The organism is Couchioplanes azureus (assembly GCF_014648355.1).
Taxonomy (GTDB): Bacteria; Actinomycetota; Actinomycetes; order Mycobacteriales; family Micromonosporaceae; genus Actinoplanes; species Actinoplanes azureus.
This window is the reverse complement of record NZ_BMQY01000002.1, coordinates 139,310-157,913: the sequence shown is the minus strand read 5'-3', so window position 1 is coordinate 157,913 and position 18,604 is coordinate 139,310. Positions and strand designations below refer to the sequence as shown.

13 protein-coding genes and 1 pseudogene are annotated in these 18,604 nt (G+C 75.7%); 8 read left to right on the top strand and 6 right to left on the bottom strand.

What is annotated here, in order from left to right; genetic code table 11:
- Nucleotides 1–15 precede the first annotated feature (15 nt).
- Nucleotides 16–858, top strand: a complete 843-nt coding sequence (locus tag IEY99_RS07935; RefSeq protein ID WP_189200969.1) for a hypothetical protein — start codon at nt 16–18, stop codon at nt 856–858.
- A 245-nt stretch (nt 859–1,103) separates the two neighbouring features.
- Here the strand turns inward: IEY99_RS07935 and IEY99_RS07930 are convergent, their stop codons facing one another.
- From IEY99_RS07930 to IEY99_RS07920, 3 genes are read right to left on the bottom strand one after another with little or no spacing between them, the layout of a single operon-like run.
- Entirely contained in the window at nt 1,104–1,499 is a 396-nt protein-coding gene (locus IEY99_RS07930; protein WP_189200967.1) for an ATP-binding protein, read from the bottom strand.
- Complete coding sequence (locus IEY99_RS07925; protein WP_189200965.1) at nt 1,496–3,424, bottom strand: SpoIIE family protein phosphatase; 1,929 nt, start codon at nt 3,422–3,424, stop codon at nt 1,496–1,498. The genes IEY99_RS07930 and IEY99_RS07925 overlap by 4 nt, the downstream gene beginning before the upstream one ends.
- Nucleotides 3,424–3,738, bottom strand: coding sequence for an STAS domain-containing protein (locus tag IEY99_RS07920; protein ID WP_189200963.1), 315 nt, complete (start codon nt 3,736–3,738; stop codon nt 3,424–3,426). The genes IEY99_RS07925 and IEY99_RS07920 overlap by 1 nt, the downstream gene beginning before the upstream one ends.
- 157 nt (nt 3,739–3,895) lie before the next feature.
- Between IEY99_RS07920 and IEY99_RS35240 the strand changes: the two are divergent.
- Together IEY99_RS35240 and IEY99_RS34070 are read left to right on the top strand one after the other, a co-directional pair.
- A pseudogene (locus IEY99_RS35240) lies at nt 3,896–3,985 on the top strand (hypothetical protein); the annotation flags it as partial.
- Nucleotides 3,986–4,008: 23 nt separating this feature from the next.
- Nucleotides 4,009–4,299: an MFS transporter gene (locus tag IEY99_RS34070; RefSeq protein ID WP_229798311.1), complete on the top strand. Its 291-nt coding sequence runs from the start codon at nt 4,009–4,011 to the stop codon at nt 4,297–4,299.
- Between the two features lie 59 nt (nt 4,300–4,358).
- On the opposite strand, the gene IEY99_RS07905 is transcribed toward IEY99_RS34070, so the two are convergent.
- Both IEY99_RS07905 and IEY99_RS34860 read right to left on the bottom strand, forming a co-directional pair.
- Nucleotides 4,359–6,584 carry a M4 family metallopeptidase gene (locus IEY99_RS07905; RefSeq protein WP_229798309.1) on the bottom strand — a complete coding sequence of 742 codons (2,226 nt, stop codon included), beginning with the start codon at nt 6,582–6,584 and terminating at the stop codon, nt 4,359–4,361.
- Nucleotides 6,585–6,671: 87 nt separating this feature from the next.
- Nucleotides 6,672–9,419 (bottom strand): AAA family ATPase, encoded by a 2,748-nt coding sequence (locus IEY99_RS34860; protein ID WP_373293324.1) that lies wholly within the window; start codon nt 9,417–9,419, stop codon nt 6,672–6,674.
- A 208-nt stretch (nt 9,420–9,627) separates the two neighbouring features.
- Between IEY99_RS34860 and IEY99_RS07895 the strand changes: the two genes are divergently transcribed.
- From IEY99_RS07895 to IEY99_RS07875, 5 genes are all read left to right on the top strand, one after another.
- On the top strand, nt 9,628–11,472 hold the full coding sequence (locus IEY99_RS07895) for a GGDEF domain-containing protein (RefSeq protein WP_189200959.1): 1,845 nt from the start codon (nt 9,628–9,630) through the stop codon (nt 11,470–11,472).
- 159 nt (nt 11,473–11,631) lie between these two features.
- Nucleotides 11,632–14,262 (top strand): class III lanthionine synthetase LanKC, encoded by a 2,631-nt coding sequence (gene lanKC, locus IEY99_RS07890; protein WP_189200957.1) that lies wholly within the window; start codon nt 11,632–11,634, stop codon nt 14,260–14,262.
- A 4-nt stretch (nt 14,263–14,266) separates the two neighbouring features.
- Complete coding sequence (locus IEY99_RS07885) at nt 14,267–14,386, top strand: SapB/AmfS family lanthipeptide (protein WP_189200955.1); 120 nt, start codon at nt 14,267–14,269, stop codon at nt 14,384–14,386.
- Between the two features lie 96 nt (nt 14,387–14,482).
- Nucleotides 14,483–16,183 carry an ABC transporter ATP-binding protein gene (locus IEY99_RS07880; protein ID WP_189200953.1) on the top strand — a complete coding sequence of 567 codons (1,701 nt, stop codon included), beginning with the start codon at nt 14,483–14,485 and terminating at the stop codon, nt 16,181–16,183.
- Nucleotides 16,180–18,003: an ATP-binding cassette domain-containing protein gene (locus tag IEY99_RS07875; RefSeq protein WP_189200952.1), complete on the top strand. Its 1,824-nt coding sequence runs from the start codon at nt 16,180–16,182 to the stop codon at nt 18,001–18,003. Before IEY99_RS07880 ends, IEY99_RS07875 begins: the two co-directional genes overlap by 4 nt.
- On the opposite strand, the gene IEY99_RS07870 is transcribed toward IEY99_RS07875, so the two are convergent.
- Nucleotides 17,923–18,531: a response regulator transcription factor gene (locus tag IEY99_RS07870; protein WP_189200950.1), complete on the bottom strand. Its 609-nt coding sequence runs from the start codon at nt 18,529–18,531 to the stop codon at nt 17,923–17,925. The two genes, IEY99_RS07875 and IEY99_RS07870, sit on opposite strands and share 81 nt — an antisense overlap.
- Nucleotides 18,532–18,604: the final 73 nt, after the last annotated feature.

The following is an 18,604-nucleotide window of genomic DNA, read 5'->3' as shown; positions in this document are numbered from 1 at the left end:
GGGCACGATTCTCCCATGGACCAGTATCCCGAGGACCCCGACCGCCGCGCGTCACTGACGTTGATCACGGAGATGGCCATCTCCGCCGTTCCCGGCGTCGGAGGACCGCTGCAGATCGCGTTCAAGGAGGCCGTCGGCCGCGCCCTCGCCGACCGGCGCATCGCCTGGTCGAACGGCCTGCTGGCCAGGGTGAACGAGATCGAGTACCGGCTGGCCGACCTGGAAGGCCTGGTCGGTCGCGACCCGGCCGGGGCCCAGTGGCAGCTGGCGCAGTCAGCCACCCCCGTGGAGCCGATCGCGGACAGCACGGCGGCGCCACCCCCGGACGTGCTCTCCGCCCCCGTCCCGCCCCTCGACGGCGGCTCCTACCTCGACTACGGCCGTCCGGGGACGCCGAACGGTGCGGAAGGCGGACCGGCCCCCCGGCCGGCCGACGGGGTTGCCGCCAGCTCAGCCGCCGCTGCGGGCGACCCCGTCAGCGGGTCACCCGTGGACACCGGATCATCGGCCGCGCGTACGGACGGCGTGCCGGTCAGCGCCGCCTACGCGAGTGCGGGCTGGCGGGGCCGGACGTTGCGCCTGATGGACCGGTGGTGGTCCGCGGACCGGAGCAAGATCGCGCGGGAGTTGCGGGAGTCCTTCCACTATGGGCCGCGGGAGTTCGAGGCTCGCCTGCGGATGAACGGCGACAACCCGCAGTGGTGCCGGTTCTGGGCGCAGACGCACGCCGATTGGTGCGCTCACGACCGGCGGCGCCGGGCGGAACGGCGGGCCGAGCGCCGGGCCGAGCGCCAGGCCGCGTCCGCTGCCCGGTCCGCCGCCTCGGGCGGCGATTTCTCCGGATGGACGGGCATCTGACGAGATGCCTGGCTGCGGGCATCGCGGCAGGTCCTCGGTGCCTACCCGAGGTATCCGTCTCCGGGTGGACCTGGGAGAGGAAGCGACGGACCGCCGCCTCCTGATCCGCCATCGTGGACGGACGCCGGTCCGACGATGCCGAGGAGAAGCCGTAGCCTCGGTGCGGTCCTCGAGTTCACCGACCGGCGGACGGATCGCGACGGGGCACGCTTCCGGGGGGTTCCGCCGGTGAGCCGGCTCGGGCGCTAGGAGGCGAGGCAGGAGAGTGTGATCTTCGTGCCGTGCCGGCCGGTGTCGATGAGGAGGTCGTCGATGCCGGCGGTGGCCAGCCAGAGTCCGCGGCCGCCGACGGCCTGCGGGTCGGGGCGGCCGGGGCGGCGCCGGTCGGCGGGCAGGCCGGTGCCCCGGTCGGTGACCCGGCAGTGCAGCCGGTCGCCGGTGCGCCACAGCTCGATGCGGCCCCGGCCGCCGCCGTGCCGTACGGCGTTCGTGGTGATCTCGTTGACGGCGACGACGAAGCGGTACAGGGCGAGGTCGGCCAGGCCGTGGCGCTGGGCCCAGCGGTGCACCTCGTGGCGGAGAGCGACCAGCGTGGCGAGGTCGAAGTCCCGGGTGAGCGGTTGCGGTCGCTGGGGGATCATCGCGGTACGAGCCTCGTCGGACGAGCCGGCCGCGGCGGGCTTCCCGGCTCCGGGGGTGCCTGCCCGGCGTGCCGGCGGGCGGCGAGGATGCAGGTGTCGTCGTCGGGGTTGGCGCGGCGCAGCGCGCTGAGCAGGTCCTCCAGCGGAGGGGGGCCGGGCGCGGCGGTGACCCGCCGGAGGACGGCGAGCAGGGGGGCCAGGCCCTCGTCGAGCGTCTGCGAGCGGTGCTCGATGAGACCGTCGGTGTAGAGCAGCAGGACGTCGGCGAGATCCAGGCGCGTGGTGGAGGTGTCGTAGCTCGCGCTCCGGATCGCGCCGAGCAGCGGCCCCGGCCGGCCGGACAGCTCGGTGACGGCCCCGGCCCGGGCGACCAGCGGCGCGGGGTGTCCGGCCCGGGCCCAGGTGAGGTCGCCGGTGGCCGGGTCGAAGCGGGCGACCGCGGCGGTGCCCGTCTCGGCGTCCGCGGCGTAGAGCAGCCGGTTGAGGTGGGCGAGGAGATCGGCCGGGTCCGACGTGGTCGTCACGGCCAGGGCGGCGAGGGCGTGGCGCAGCTGGGCCATGGTGGCGGCGGCCTGCAGGCCGTGCCCGGCGACGTCGCCCACGGCCAGGACGATGCTGCCGTCGCCCGCCGCGGCCGCGTGGTACCAGTCGCCGCCGACCCGGCTGGCCTGCTCGGCCGGCAGGTAGCGGACCGCCGCCCGCAGCCCGTCGAGCTCGATCGGGCCGTCCGGGATGGGCAGCACGATGTGCTGCAGCTGCGCGGCCAGGCGGTGCTCGGCGAGCAGGCTCTCCTGCTGTGCGCGGAGCTCCTCCTGCACCTCGGCGAGCTTGAGGCGGCTCGTCTCCCGGGCGGTGACGTCCTGGATGATCCCGTAGATCTTGATCGGGCGGCCGTCCACGTCACGGACCGCGTCGATCACCGCGCGCAGATACTTGATCTTGCCGTTGATCATGGCGCGGGCGGTGAGGTCGACCGTCTCGCCGCGCCCGAAGGCGTCCGCGGCCTCCCGGCGCAGCGGCTCGTCCTCGGGCAGGCCGAGCGCGTCCGACTCCTCGCGGGGCAGGGGGCCGTCGGCGGGGTCCCGTTCGTAGATCCGGTACAACTCGTCGGACCACACGGTCTCGTCGGTGACCAGGTCCCATTCGCCCCATCCGAGGTTGCCCAGCCGTTCGGTCTGTGCGATGCGCTCGGCCAGGCGGGTCTGCTCGTCGGAGCGGACCCAGGTGTTCAGCAGGCCGGGCCCGACCGGCTGGACGCGTACGGACAACAGGTGCTCGGAGGCCTGGTCGTCGTCGCGGTGCACGTAGGGGAAGGGCCCGACCTGACGCTGCTGGCCGTCGGCGAGGGCGTCGGCCCACGCCTGCCACACGGGCCCGCCGACGATCGTCGGATAGGACTCGCTCACCCGCCGGCCGACCAGCCGCGAGCCGGTGTTGCCGGACAGGTCCACGAGGGAGTGGGTCACCGCGACGAGCCGGTAGTCGACCAGCCGCCCGGCGTCGTCGCGCATCGGGACCAGCACGATGTGGTTGCCCGGCATGGCGTCCAGGACCTGTTGCACGACGTCGGCCCAGCCGGGCGCCGCATCGTCGGGCGGCGCCGGTCGGTGACGCTGACGTGGCGTCGGCGACTGGTGGGCCACCCGGAGCACTTCCTCGGCGGTGCGGCGCAGCCGCCCGGAGGGCGTCGCCTGCCGGGTCTCCAGCACGGAGATGATCCCCGCCGCCACGGCAGCGAGGTCCTGGTCCTGCTGGCGCGCGAGGGTCCGCAGGTGGGCGAGGGCCTCGTCGATGCGGCAGCCGATCCGCCCGGCGAGCAGCCCCGCGGCCCGCTCGACCACCACGTCGGGACTCAGCCGGGCACTGCCGATCTGTTGCTCCAGCTCGGCCAGGCGCTGCAGATAGCCCGGAGTCCCGTCCATCATCAGGTTTCCGGCGGCGGCTGGGGCAGACCGAACGCCTCCAGCAGGCCGGACATCCGCAGCTGGTCGAGCACCTTGTCGGTGGGCTCCTCGACGCGGAAGTCGGCGCCGACCTCGCCGGCGGCCTTCATGGCCCGCACCAGCAGGCCGATGCCGGACGAGTCCAGGAAGGTGACCTCTGCCAGGCGCACCCGTACCGCACGCGGCCGGCCGCCGACGATCGCTTCCTTCACCACCTTGGCGACCTGCGAGGCGTTGGTGAAGTCCAGCTCCCCGCGCAGCACCACATCCAGCCGGCCGTCGACGCTCGTGTCCATCGAGACTGTCCGCACAAGCGCCCCTCTCCGCATGTCCGGTTACTCACGCTACGCCCCGGGCGTCGCGAGGGGGAGGCACCGATCGGCCGAACGACACACGGCGGCATGCGGGCACCGGACGGTGGTAGATCGTCTCGGTGGTGGTTAGACATCGCCGGTGACCGTCCCCGCACCCGCCGCCGTACCGGCCGCGCCGTCGGCGTGGGCGCCGTTGCGGATCGCGGCCTTCCGCAGCCTGTGGCTGGCCCTGCTGGCCAGCAACGTCGGTACGTGGATGCAGACGGCTTCTGGCCCGAGCCCCATCTGGAGCTGGACCCCGACGACCACGACGGGCCGTACCTGCTGCATCGCCTCGGCGAACGCGTCCTCGTGGTGCGGCCCGACCGCGACGGTGAGAATCCGGGCCGCTTCGTGGAGGCGTACGTGGTGCCCAGCCGGGACGAGCACCTGCGCCAGCACACCGGCCGGCTGACCGGTGCGGATCAGGCGGTCGAGCAGCGGGCCCAGGCGCTCGCCGAGGGCCCGCCCCAGGTGAGTCACCTGCTCTCCGGACGGCGATGACCCGGGCCACCGGAGTCCGGCGGCCCGGGTCGCCGGGCGAGGCGGGGGGGGTCAGTGGGTCAGAGGGTCAGCGTCCAGGTGTCGAGGTGGCCCGTGTCCGCGCTGTACACGTCGCGGACCTGCAGCTTCCAGGCGCCGTTGCCGGCCTCGGCCGAGAGGTTGGCCGTGTAGGTGGCGTTCACGTTGTCGGCGCCGTCGGAGATGCTGCTGTTCTTCAGCCGGTAGGCCGTGCCGTCCGGCGCGACCAGGTCGATCACCAGGTCACCGCGGTAGGTGTGGACGATGTTCACCGCCACCGTGGAGGTCGCCGACGCGTTGCGCCCGCAGCCGCTGACCGTGATCGTGCTGGTCACCGCGGCGCCCGCGTCCGGGATGGAGACGTCGGTGCCGTTGCTGGCGGTGCAGCTGCCGCCGGGGCCGCCGGTCACGGTCAGCGTGTACGTCACCGAGTGGGTGGCCGAGCCGGTGCCGGTCACCGTGATCGGGTAGCTGCCCGACGGGGTCGACGCGCTGGTCGAGATCGTCAGCGTGGCGGAGGATCCCGAGGTCACCGACGCCGGGTTGAACGTCGCCGTGGCTCCGCCGGGCAGCCCCGAGGCGCTCAGCGCGACGGTCTGCGCCGCACCGGAGGTGGTGGCGGTGGCGATCGTGGTGGTGGCCGCCGCGCCCGCGGCGACGCTGCCGGACGCCGGCGAGGCCGAGACCGAGAAGTCGTTGCCCGGGGTGCCCGTGCAGGTCGCCTCGCCCGGCTGCGCCGGGACGCTGATCGCGTTCCAGGCCGCCTTGACCGTGTTGAACTCGGTGCAGCTGTTCGGGTACAGGTTCTTCGCCGCGGTCAGCGACGCCGTACGGACGTTGGCGTACTTCCAGGTGGAGGTCTTGGCCTGCAACGCGTTGTAGTAGATCTCGCCGGCCTTGCGGATGGAGATGCCGGTGACCGAGCTCGAGTTGCAGGTCGGGCTGGCGGGCTGGCCGTTGGTCGGCGCGGAGCCCTCGGCGACCAGGTAGAACCAGTGGTTCAGCGGGCCCGCCGCGGCGTGCACCTCGGTCGAGGGGATCGAGGTGGACCAGCAGTTGGGGTCGCCGGCCAGCGACGGGTTGTACATGTAGCGGATCGGGCCGTCGCCGACCAGGTCCACTTCCTCGCCCACCTGGTAGTCCGGCGGGTCGAGCGGGCTGTTGGCGTACGCCTCGGTCAGCGCGCCGAAGATGTCGCCGGTGGCCTCGTTGATGCCGCCGTTCTCGTTGCCGCCGCCGGCCCCGCCCGGCGTGTACTGGAAGATCGCGTGACCCATCTCGTGCGCCACCACGTCGATCGGCGTCGCCTGGCGGGTGTTGGCCTGGTTGTGGCCGAAGTTCGTGTAGGACCCGTTCCAGTAGGCGTTGACGTCGTTCAGCCCGACCCGGATCGGCGGGTTGTTGCCGTTGCCGTTGATGCCGTTGCGGTTGAACCAGGCGCTGAGCATGTCGGCCTCACGCTGGGCGCCCCACAGCGCGTCGACGCAGGCGGTCTCCAGGTTCGTCCCGGAGCCGTTGCCCCACACGTCGTCGGTGCCGGTGTACGCGCTGCCGTTCTGCCCGCCGCACTTGAGGCCGGGGCGGGTGGGGTCGGTCATCGACCACGACGAGCCGGAGCCGGAGGTGCTGATCGTGACGTTGCCGTAGTAGTAGCCGGTGCCGGTGCCCTCGCGCACGTAGTCGACCTGCTCGACGACCTTGCCGGTGTGCGCGTCCACGAAGACGTGCAGGTTGCTGGGCTTGTGCTGCGCCGTACGGCCCTCGACGACGGCCTCGTACACGAGCGTGGGCGTGCCCCAGGCGAGCACCTCGAGCCGCGGCGCGGTCGCGCGGTCCACGCTGGCCAGCCGGCCGCGGGCGGCCGCGGCGGCCTGCGCGGCGGTGACGGTCGCGGTGGTGCCGACCGCGATCGGTGCGGTCTGGGCGACCGCGGTGTCCTTGACCGTGCCGGCCGCGTCCGTGGTCACCACGACGTCGCCGCCGACCACCGGCAGCCCCCGGAACGTCCGGGCGTACGTCACGTACTGCAGCCCGCGGGTGCCCTGCACGACGCCGGTCCGCTCGAGCGTGTCGCCGTCGGAGCGGCGCAGCAGCGACGCGGTGCCGGCGCTGTGCACGAGCCGGTCGGCGGCCGCCGCGGCCAGGGCCGGACCGGACGGCGGGCCGGGCGCGCGCTGCGGCTGGGCCGAGGCCGGCGCCGCGGCCAGCGTCAGCGCGGCCCCGGTGGCGAGCGCCGCCGATGCTGAGATGAGTTTTCTGCGTCCCACGCTCATCACTCCTTCTCTCGACCCGGTCCGGGCCAGGCCTGGGTGCTCTCCCGGGGTCGGGAGGAACCAGGCTGTCGAGCAGTGACGCTATGCATCGACGGTCGTCACCGAATCGGGGAAAACCCTTGTCGCCGGGAGCCGCTGGGAGAGCTGGGTCCGCGAGCGGACGCCGAGCTTGCGGTACACCCTGGTCAGGGTCGCCTCGACGGTCTTGACGCTGAGGAACAGGCGGCCGGCGATCTCGCGGTTGCTGGCCCCGTCGCGCACGAGTCCCGCGATGCGGGCCTCGGTCGAGGTCAGCCCCAGGTCGGAGGGGGGCGCGGCGGTTCCCTCGGTACGCGCGAACGCGTGCCGGGCCTGCTCGGTCCACGGCTTCGCCTCGGCGGCCAGGAACAGGGCGAGCGCCGCGCCCAGGGCGGCGCGGGCGGCGGCGTACCGGCGGCGGCGCCGTTCCGCCCCGCCCTGTACCAGCAGGGCATGGGCCTGCTCGAGGGGCTGGCGCAGGTCCGCGAAGTGCTGCGCGGCGGTGGCGCACAGCAGCACCGCGGAGTCGGCCTGGCCCCGCTCGGAGAGCACCACCGCGGTCGCCCGGTCGAGGTAGCCGTGCAGGCCCGGGGCGGCGCCCAGCCGGTCGGCGGCGGCCCGCGCCGCCGCGAGGGTCGCGGCGGCCTCGTCGTGCTCGCCGAGCGCGGCCAGGCCGCCCGCGAGGTCGCCCTGCCAGCGCACGATCATCGGGTCCGCGGCGCCGTCGGCGAGCTCGCTCAGCCGGCGCAGGGTCGCCACGCCGCCCCGGGTGTCGCCGGCGCGCAGCTGGGCCTGTCCGAGGGCGTGCAGGCTCCGCCGCAGATACAGGCTGTCGCCCTCCTGCTCGGAGGCGCGGACGCCGCGGCGGGCGTACCCGCTGGCGGCGGCGAGGCTGCCCCCGGCCAGCTCGGCCACGGCGGCCGTGTACCAGGTGGGTCCGGGGCTCAGGCCGGCCTGCTGGGCGGCGGTGACGGCGCGGTGGGCGTACCGCAGCGCCTCGCGGCACCGGCCGGCCCGGGTGGCCACCTCGGAGAGGCTGCGCAGCACCTCCACCAGGGCCTCGCCGGCGCGGTCGTGCTCGGCGACGGCGAGCAGGGTGAGCAGCTCGGCGCGGGCCTCGTCGAGCCGGTCGTCCATCATGGCGAACCGGGCCGCCAGGTAGCGCGGGCTCAGATGCAGCAGGCCCGGCACCTGCGGCGCGGGCAGCGACAGCGCCCGGCGCAGCGTGCCGGTCCACTGCGGCTCGCCGCGCAGCCGCTGGACCTGGGCGAGGGAGCTGAGCGCCATGGCCTCGGTCGTCGGGTCGCCGGCCGCGCGGGCCGCCCGCGCCGCCTCGGCGGCGCACACCCCGGCCGAGCGCACCGCACCGCCCAGCATCGCGGCCCAGGCCAGCCGCAGTTTCACCGGGGCGAGCAGCGCCACGTCGGTGCCGGCCTCGTTGAGCGCGCCGGCGAACGTCTCGTCCATCTCCGCGAGGGCCTGTCCGGCCAGGTCCAGCAGCACGATCCGGGCCTGGACCCGGTGGGCGGCCGGGGCGTCGGCGGCGGCCAGGACCGCCTCGGCGGCCCGCCCGGCGACCGCGGGAACCCCCGTGGCGGTGGCGGTGCGCGCCGCGGCGACGAGCCAGTCGAAGCGCTGGGCGGCGAGGCTGCGGGGGCAGCGGTCGGCGGCGAGGAGGTACAGCTCGGCGGCCGTGCGAGCGGCGTTGCGGCGCACCGCCCGCTCGGCCGCCTCGAGCAGGTCGCGCGCCACGTCCGCGTCCGGGCGGCCGCTGCGCAGGGCCCGGTGCCGTACGGCGATCGTCTCGTCCAGCGCGGTGTTGGCCAGCGCGTCGTGGACCCCGGCCCGGCGGGCGGCGCCGGCGTCCTCGGTGAGCACGTCGGCGAGCGCGGGCGGGGTGAACCGGATCGTCTCCCCGTCGGTCCGCACCACGCCGGCGGCCGCGGCGACCCGCAGGTCCCGGTCCGCGTCCTCGTGGCCCGCCCGGACCAGGACCGTGAGGGTCGGTTCGGTGGCCAGCGCGGCCACCAGCAGGGTCGCGGCGACCGGCGGGGGCAGCGCGGCCACCCGGCGGCGCAGCAGGTCCCGGGCCGCCTCGGGCAGCGGTGCCGGCCGCCAGGGCGGCCCGGGCGCGACGGCGCCCAGGGCCAGCGCCAGGAACGGGTTGCCGCCGCTGGCCTCGTGCAGGCGGGCCGCCGCCCGGCAGGGCAGGCCCCGCGCCTCCAGCAGCGCGCTGAGATCGTCGGCGTCCAGCGGCGGCACCAGCAGGTCCGCCACCGGGGCCGGGCACAGCCGGGCGGCGCGGTGCCGTCCGGCGTCGTCCGGCAGGCGCTGCGCGGCGACCACCCGCACCCGCGGCCCGGGACGCCGGCGCATCGCAAAGCCCACCAGCTCGGCCGACTCGGCGTCGAGCCACTGCACGTCGTCGAGCACCAGCAGCACCGGCCGGGCCCGGGCACAGTGCGCGAGCAGGCCCGGCAGCACCAGGCGGCGGGCCAGCGCCGGGGCGCCGGTGCGCGGGGCGGCGCCCTGGCGCAACATCGCCAGGGCCGCACGGTGGGCCGGGGGCAGGGCCGCGACGGCGGTCTCCGGCAGCTGCGCCACGAGATCGGCGATCCCCGCGTACGGAAGCAGCCGGTCGGCCGCCGCGGGCCGCACCCGGACGACCAGTTCGTCGCGCGCGGCGGCCGCGGCGGCCACGGCGTCGAGCACGGCGGTCTTGCCGATGCCCTCCGGCCCGTGCAGCGCCACGCCTCCGCCCGAGGCCAGGCGTGCCTCGACGGCGGCGAGCAGGGGCGCCCTGCCGAACAGGGCGGTCGCGGTCCGTGCGTCGGTGTCCAGGGCCGTCTCCCCTCGCGCGCAGCGATTCGAGGAGCTTCAGCCTAGAGAAATTCACCAGAAAGCATCAATGCCTGTGAATGTGACAATCTTGCGAAGGCCCTGTTGCGGCCGATGACGGCTACCGTCTGGCAACGCTGGGACAACCGGCCGGTGCATGCCGCGCTGATGTCATGGTGACGTGACATCTGTGGATCGCCCGGGACAGGCCGCCGCGCGTACGACGTCCGCGTGGTCGCGGGCCTGGATCGCCTGGTCGGCGGCGGCGCTGCTGCCCATCGCCGGCTACTACACGGTGCCGGCCACCGACGCCGGGGCCGTGCTCCAGACGGTGCTCTACTGCCTGGTCAGCGGGTCGACCGCGGTCGCGCTCGCGGTGGGCATCCGGCGGCACCGGCCGCGGCCCGGCTCGATCTGGTGGCTGTTCGTCGCCGGCCAGGTGATGTACACCTCGGGCGACGTCACCTACTACATCGCCTCCCAGCACGACGCCAGCTACCCGGTGGCGGCGAACGTGCTCTACCTCGCCCAGTACTTCTTCGTCGCCGCCGCCCTGGTGCAGCTGACCCGGCGGCGGTCCCCGCAGCGCAACACGGCCGCGCTGGTCGACACCACGATCCTCGCCGTGGGCGCCGCGGTGCTGTGGTGGGTGTTCCTCATCCACCCGACGGTCACCGCCCCGGACATCGACACGGTGGACCGGGTCGCGGCCACCGCCTACCCGGTGATGGACCTGTGCGTGCTCACCGTGGCCATCCGGCTGATGCTCAGCGGCGGCGTCCGCCAGCCGGCCTACCACCTGCTGCTGGCCTTCCTCGCCCTGAACCTGTTCGCCGACACCGCCTACGGCCTGCTCACCCTGACCGGCTCGTTCGCCGACGGCGGGTGGACCGATGCGCTGTGGCTGCTCGGCTACGTCGCGCTCGGCGCGGCCGGGCTGCACCCGTCGATGCGGCACCTGGCCGACCCGGCGGAGCCCCGCTCGGGCGCCACCCCGTACCGCGTGGTGCTGCTCGGCTTCGCCACCGCGATGGCCCCGGCCGTGCTGGTGGTGCAGAACCTGCGGGGTGCGGCCCGGTCCGACCTGGTCGTCGTCGGCGCCTCGGCGGTGCTCTTCCTGCTCGTGCTGGTGCGCATGGCGGGCCTCATCGCGGCGCAGCGCCGGCTGGCCATCACCGATGCCCTGACCGGCCTCTACACCCGCCGCTTCCTGTCCGAGCAGCTGCGGGTGGAGAGCGAGCGCGCGGCCCGGTCCGGCGGTCCGCTCGCCCTCCTGCTGCTCGACGTCGACCACTTCAAGCGGATCAACGACACGTACGGCCACCCCGCCGGCGACCAGGTCCTGGTCGAGGTCGCCCGGCGGCTGCGCGCCACCTGCCGCGCCGGCGACGTCGTGGCCCGCTTCGGCGGCGAGGAGTTCGCCGTACTGACCACCGCCACGGACCCGCAGCACCTGACGGCCGTGGCCGAACGGATCCGCACCCAGATCAACGCGGTCCCCGTCCTGGTGGACGGCCACACTCCGGTCGCGGTCACCGTGTCGATCGGGGGCACCACCGCCGAGCCGCCGCAGACGCCGGACGAGCTGGTCAACGCCGCCGACACCGCCCTCTACGCGGCCAAGCGCGGCGGCCGCGACCGGGTGGTGGTGACCACCGGCCTGGCGGACCTCGCACCGGCCACCGCGCCCGAGGCCCACCCCGGGGAGCTGCCCGAGCTCGACCGTTCCATCCAGGACTGGGCCGCGGTGGTGGGCGAGGCCGCACGCCGCCGTGCCGACGCGGTACCGGTCCCGGCCAGCGCGATCGCCGGGCTCTGCGCCGCGTGGGCCGTCATGCGCGCGCCCGGCCCGGGCAAGCCGGCGATGCCGGCCGGCGAGGCCCGCGCCGAGCTGCGCCGGTGCCGCGGCGTGCAGTTCCCCCCGCACCTCGTGGACGAGTTCCTCGTGCTCGAGGCCAACGGCGTGATCGGCACCCTCGACCCGGCCCCCGTCGCCGCGGACGAGCCCGTCACGGTCGCCGCGTAGGACCGCTCCGGCCTGCCGCGCCGCGGTGCAAACATGACCGCGGTCAGCAATCCGTTCTGACTCCGCGCACCGTCACCCGGTGACGGTGCGCACTGGGGCGCGACCCCTCCTGCCCGAAGACTGGTGGCAAGCAACCAGGAAGCGGGAGAGGAGCGGGCCGTGGACAGGCAGTACGAGCGGTTCTGTGTGGTGGATCCGCTCTTCTACGACTCCCTGAGCACCCGGCGGCCGGTTGCGGGGCTCTTCGCCGCGGCCCGGCGAGCGGTCCCGCCCGGCTGGCGGCGCGAGGCCCTCGACGACTGGCTCGTGTACGCGCCGACCGACGGCAGCCTCCCGGACCAGGGCTGGAAGATCCACGTGTCGGCCTGCCTGCACAACGCCGACCGGGTACTGGACGTGGTGTTCGGCTACTGCGTGGCCCACGCCGTGGCGTTCAAGTTCGTGCACGGCCCGGCCGCCCTGCTGCTGCGCAACGCCAAATACGCCCGGCGCGGCACGAGCGGCAAGTTCGTCACGGTGTACCCCCGCGACGAGGCCGAACTCGAGCTGGTGTGCAAGGAGCTCGGCGACCTGCTGCGCGGCGAGCCCGGCCCGTACGTCCTGAGCGACCTGCGCCTCGGCTCCGGCCCGCTGCACGTGCGCTACGGAGGCTTCGCCGCCCGCTACTGCGTCGTGGACGGCGTCGTCGAGCCCGCCATCGCGGACCCGTCCGGCCGGCTCGTCCCGGACCGGCGCGACCCGGTCTTCCGGATGCCCGGGTGGGTCTCGCTGCCGGCGTTCCTGGCCCCGGATCTCGCCGCCCGCAATGCCACGACCACCGCCGATCTGCCGTACCGCATCGACCGGGTGATCCACTTCTCCAACGGCGGCGGCCTGTACGCCGCCACCGACACCCGCTCCGGCGACCGGGTGGTGCTCAAGGAGGCCCGGCCGCACGCGGGGCTCGACGCCACCGGCGCGGACGCGGTGTGGCGCCTCGACCAGGAGCACGCCGCGCTCCAGCGGCTCGCCGGCCTCGCCGTGCCGCGGGTGCACGACCGGTTCCGGCTGGGCGAGCACGAGTTCCTGGCGCTGGAGTACATCGACGGCACGCCCCTGAACAAGCTGCTGGTCGAGCGCTATCCGCTCGTCGACCCGACGGCCGACCCGCAGCGGTACCGCGCGTACGCCGCCTGGGCGACGGACATCCACCGGCAGGTGGAGCGGACCGTCGAGGCGATCCACGAGCGTGGCCTCGTCTACGGCGACCTGCACCTGTTCAACGTGCTGGTGCGTACCGGCACCCCGGAGGGTGACACGATCGCGCTGGTCGACTTCGAGGTCGCCGGCCCGGTCGACGGCTACCGCCGGCCCGGGCTGCGCAACCAGGGCTTCGCGGCGCCCCGCGAGGTCGGCGGGCGCGACGTCGACCGGTACGCGCTGGCCTGCCTGAAACTGGCGCTGTTCCTGCCGCTCACCGCCATGCTGCGGCTGGCACCCGGCAAGGCCCACCACTTCGCCGAGGTGATCCGGGAGCGGTTCGGCGTACCCGAGGACTACCTGGCCGACGCCGTCGCCACGATCGCGTCGGCGTCGTCGGCGTCGTCGGGGTCGGTGACCCGGCCGCGCGGCGGGTGGCGGCAGTTCCCGTCCGGCACCGCCGGCTGGCCGGTGCTGCGCGGGCAACTCGCCGAGGCCATCGTGGGCAGTGCCACGCCGCAGCGCGACGACCGGCTCTTCCCGGGCGACGTCGAGCAGTTCCGCTCGGGAGGGCTCAACCTCGCCTACGGCGCCGCCGGCGTGCTGTACAGCCTGCACCTCACGGGCGCCGGCCGGCACCCCGGCTTCGAGGACTGGCTCGTCCGGCGGGCGGTCGACCCGCCCGCCGGAGCGCGGCTGGGCTTCTACGACGGGCTGCACGGCGTCGCGTACGCCCTGCACCGGCTGGGCCGGCGGCAGGAGGCGCTCGACATCGTCGACCGCTGCCTGCGCGAGAGGTGGGACGAGCTCGGCTCCGACCTGATGAGCGGGCTCGCCGGCATCGGGCTCAACCTGGCGTACCTGGCGGACGCCACCGGTGAGGCCGCGCTCGACGCCGGGGCCCGGAGAGCGACCGACCTGCTGTCCGAACGGCTCCGCGGCGCGGGTGACACGCCCGCGACCAGCGGCGTCCGCCTGCGCCCCGCGGGGCTCACCCACGGCTGGACCGGTCCCGCGCTGCTGTTCCTGCGGATGTACGAGCGGACCGGCGACGGCACGCTGCTGGACCGCGCCGCCACGGCGATCCACCGGGACCTCGACCGCTGCGTGGTGCGCGACGACGGCGCGCTGGAGGTCGACGAGGGCTGGCGGACCATGCCGTACCTGGCCCGGGGCAGCGTCGGCATCGGCACGGTCGCCGACCAGGTGCTGGCCCACCGCGACGACGACCGCCTCGCCGGGGCGAGCGCCGCGATCGGCCTCGCCGCGCGGTCGCCGTTCTACGCGCAGTCCGGGCTCTTCGCGGGCCGGGCCGGCATCATCCGGTACCTGGCCGGGCGCGACCGCGACGGCGAGCCGGTACGGGCCCAGATCCGCGACCTCGCCTGGCACGCGGTGCCCTTCCGGGGCGGGCTGGCATTTCCCGGCGAGCAGTTGCTGCGGCTGTCGATGGACCTGGCGACGGGATCCGCCGGCGTCCTGCTCGCCCTCGGCGCCGCACTGCACCACGAGCCCGTCGACCTGCCGTTCCTGAGCCCGGCAGCGGGCACTTCCCGAGCTTCCCTCCGGCCGGAGGGAAAGAAGATCCACACCGAGCACGGAAAGGGGTAACGAGATGGCACTTATGGACCTGCAGGGGATGGAACTGACCCCCGAGGCCGCGTACGGCGGTGGAAGCCGGGCCAGCCTGCTGCTCTGCGGCGACAGCTCGCTCAGTGTGACGACCTGCGACTGACGAGCACCAGCCGGTACACCGGAACCGCCCCGAACCGGACTGCCCCTTGCTCCGGTTCGGGGCCCCACCGTGCAGACCCAGCGGTCAGGAGGTGCCATGTCCGTCGTGGAGGGCGATCGGCTGCTCGTCCGCTCGGTCCGGCACGGCGGCCCGTGGGCGGCCGGGCTGGCGGTGGCGGCCCTGACGGCCGCCGTCGCGGATCTGCTCCTGCCGGCCGCGCTGGGCGCCGCCGTCGACGCGGTGCTGGCACCGGACGCCCGCCCGGGACGCTGGCTGGCCGTCGCCGTCGGACTCGTGGCCCTGATCGCCGCCGCCGAGATCTCCACCGACCTCGCCGCCGGGATGAGCGGTGCGCGGGCCACCGCCCGGCTGCGGCACACGCTCGCCGGTCACGTCCTCGCGCTCGATCCCCGGGCGGCGCGCCGGTTCCCGCCCGGCGACCTCGTCAGCCGGCTCGCCGGCCAGGTCCCCGAGGCGGGAGGCGCCGCGGCGGCCGTGGTCCTCGCCGGCGCCGCCGTCGTCCCGCCACTGGGCAGCCTGGTCGCCCTCGCCCTGATCGACCCGTGGCTCGGCGCGACGTTCGTGGGCGGGCTGGCGGTGCTCGTCGCGCTGATGCGGACGTACGTCACCGACGCGGCCGAGGCGACCACCCGCTACCAGCGCACCCAGAGCGACATCGCGGCCCGGCTGACGGAGGCGCTCGCCGGCGCCCGGACCATCGGCGCGGCCGGCACCGTGGAGCGGGAGATCGCGCGGGTCCTGCGGCCCCTGCCGGACCTGGGCCGGCACGGCGGCCGCACCTGGGACATGCTGGGGACGGCCGCGGCGCGCGGCGCGGTGGTGGCCCCGCTGGCGCAGCTCGCCGTCGTCGCCGTGGCCGGCCTGGCGCTCACCGCCGGCCGGCTCACGCCGGGTGCGCTGCTGGCCGCCCTGCAGTACGCCACCCTCGGCGCGGGCCTGGGCGGCGTGGTCGGCGTGCTGGGACGCATCGCCCGGGCCCGGGCGGGCAGCGGGCGGATCGCCGAGGTCCTCGCCGCGCCCGCGCACCGCCACGGCGACGCCGGTCTGCCTCCGGGGGACGGCCGGCTGGAGCTGCGCGCGGTGACCGTGCGCCACCCCGCGGGCGGCGACCGGCCCGTGCTCGACGGGATCGACCTCGAGGTGCCGGGCGGCGCGACCGTGGCGGTGGTCGGCCGCTCCGGCGCCGGCAAGTCGACCCTGGCCGCCGTGGCCGGCCGGCTGCTCGACCCGGACGAGGGCGACGTGCGGCTCGACGGCGTGCCGCTGCGCCGGCTGCGCCCGGAGGCCCTGCGCCGGGCCGTCGGGTACGCCTTCGCCCGTCCGGTGCTCGTCGGCGACACGGTCGGTGCCGCCATCGGGCTCGGCCCGGACCGCCGCACCCCGGAGCTGGTGCGCGCCGACGCCCGCGCCGCGCGGGTCGACACGGTGGTCGAGCGGCTGCCCGCCGGCTACGACACCCCGCTGCGCGAGGCCCCGTTGTCCGGCGGCGAGGCGCAACGGCTCGGCGTGGCCCGGGCGCTGCGTGCCGAGCGGCTGCTCGTGCTCGACGACGCCACCTCCAGCCTGGACACGGTCACGGAGCACGAGGTGTACCAGGCGCTCCTGGGCACCCGCGACCGCCGTACCCGGCTGGTGGTCACCCACCGGGCCGGCACCGCCGCGCGGGCCGATCTCGTCGTCTGGCTGGACCGCGGGCGGGTCCGCGCCTGCGCGCCGCACGACGTGCTGCGGCCCGACCCGGAATACCGGGCGCTCTTCCCGGCGGCCGGGCGATGAGGTTCCTGCTGGCGTTCCTGCGCCGCCGTCCCCGCGTGCTGGTCCGGCTGGCCGGCTGGTCCGGGCTCGAGGCGCTGCCCGCCGTCCTGTCCGGACAGGCCGTCGCCCGCGCGGTCGACCGCGGCTTCCTGGCCGGCGACCCGGCCGCCGGTCTCGGCTGGCTGGGCCTGCTCGCCGCGGCGGTCCTGCTGGGCGCGGCCGGCACCCGGCGCACCTTCCGCTGCCTCGCCGACCTGGCCGAACCGCTGCGCGACGAGCTGGTGGCGCACGTGGTCGCCGGCACGCTGCGCCGGGCGGCGAGCGCCGGTGGGGGAGCGGACCGGTCGGCGGTGGCCCGGCTCACCCACCAGGTGGAGATCGTCCGGGACACGTTCGCCGGCCTGATCGTGACCATGCGCGGGTTCCTGTTCGCCGTCGCGGGGGCGCTGCTCGGACTGGCGTCCCTGGCGCCGGTGGTGGCGCTGCTCGTGGCGGCGCCGCTGCTGGCGGGGCTCGCCATGTTCGCCGCGACGGTGCCGCGGGCGGCCGCCCGGCAGCGCGCGTACGTGCGCGCCGGCGAGGATCTGGCCGAGCACGCCGGCCGCGCGTTCGCCGGGCTGCGCGACATCGCCGCCTGTGGAGCCGGGCGCCGGATGGCCGCCGAGATCTCCGTCCCGGTCGACGCGCAAGCCGCCGCGGAACGGGCGGTGGCCCGGACGACCGCGGCGCGCGGGATCAGCCTGGCCGCGGGCGGCTGGCTGCCGCTGGCGGTCGTCCTGACGGCGGCGCCGTGGCTGGTGCACCACGGGCTGACGGCCGGGGCGGTCCTGGGCTCGCTCACCTACCTGCTGCACGGGGTGCAGCCGGCGCTCACCATGCTCGTCGGCGGCCTGGGCGGCGGTGGCGTACGCCTGGCGGTGACCCTCGACCGCATCCTGCACGGCGGCGACTCCGCGCCGGCCGCGCGCGGCACCTCCGCACTGGCCGCGTGCGGCGACTCCGCGCCGGCCGCGTGTGGCGCCTCCGCGCGCGGCGGCCCGGCGGCGCGGCCCGGCGGCGCGGACGTGCTGCTGCGCGGCGTCACCTTCGCCTACGGCCGGCGCGCCGAGCCCGTCGTCTCCGGCCTCGACCTGGACGTCCGCGACGGCGACCACCTGGCGATCATCGGGCCCAGCGGCATCGGCAAGTCCACCCTCCTGAGCCTGCTCGCGGGCACGCTGCAACCGCAGCAGGGCGACGTGCGCCTGGGCGGCGTGCGCACGGACCGGCTGGACGTCCGCACGCTCGCCCGCCACCGCGTGCTCATCCCGCAGGAGGCGTACGTGTTCACCGGCACGCTGCTCGACAACCTGCGCTACCTGCGTCCCGGCGCCGCCGTGCCCGACATCGACCGGGCGGCCGAGGCGATCGGTCTCGACGCGGTGGTCCGGCGGCTGGGCGGCTACGACGCGCGCATCACCCCGGACGCGCTGTCCGCGGGCGAACGCCAGCTCGTGGCCCTGGTCCGCGCGTACCTGTCGCCGGCGCGGCTGGTCCTGCTCGACGAGGCCACCTGCCACCTGGACGCGGCCGGTGAGGCCCGCGCCGAGCGGGCGTTCGCCGCCCGGCCCGGCGCGCTGGTCGTCGTCGCCCACCGGGTCAGCTCGGCGTGGCGGGCGTCCCGGATCCTGCTGCTGGACGGCTCGTCCGCGACGCTCGGCACCGACGGCTCGCTGCGCCGCACGTCACCGCTCTACCGCGACCTGGCCGGCCGTTGGCACTCAGTCGAGCCAGCCGGCCTCCCGGGCGATGCGGACCGCCTCCAGCCGGTTGCGGGCGCCGGTCTTGCGCAGGATCGCTGAGATGTAGTTGCGCACCGTCCCGGTGCTCAGGTGCAGCTTGGCGGCGATCTCCTGCGAGGGTGCGCCGGACGCGGCCACGACGAGCACGTCGCGCTCGCGCGCCGACAACGGGTTGCGCGGCGCGGCCAGCACGGCGACCGCGAGGCGCGCGTCCATCACGCGCTCGCCGCGGGCCGCCCGCCGGATGCCGTACGCGAGCTCGTGCGGCCCGGCCTGCTTGTCGACGAAGCCGCGTACCCCGGCGTCCAGGGTCCGGCTCAGCCGGGCGGGCGCGTCGGCACCGGCCAGCAGGAGGATCCCGCAGTGCGGCAGCTCCAGGCGCATCCGATCGACCACGCCCGGCTCCGGGGCGGCGAGCAGATCGGTGTTGATCACGGCGACGTCGGGTGACACGACGCGCGCCATCGGGAGCACCTCGTCGAGCCGCCCGAGGTCGGCGACCACGTCCAGGTCCTGTTCTTGCGAGAGGGTGGCGGCGAGGGCGCCGCGGAGAAGGTTCATGGGTTCGGCGAGCAGTATGCGGATCACGGTGGCCTCCCAGGCCAGGATGAGAGCGTGGCGGTGGGACGCCGGCGCCCGGCGACGGACACCTCTCGGGTGC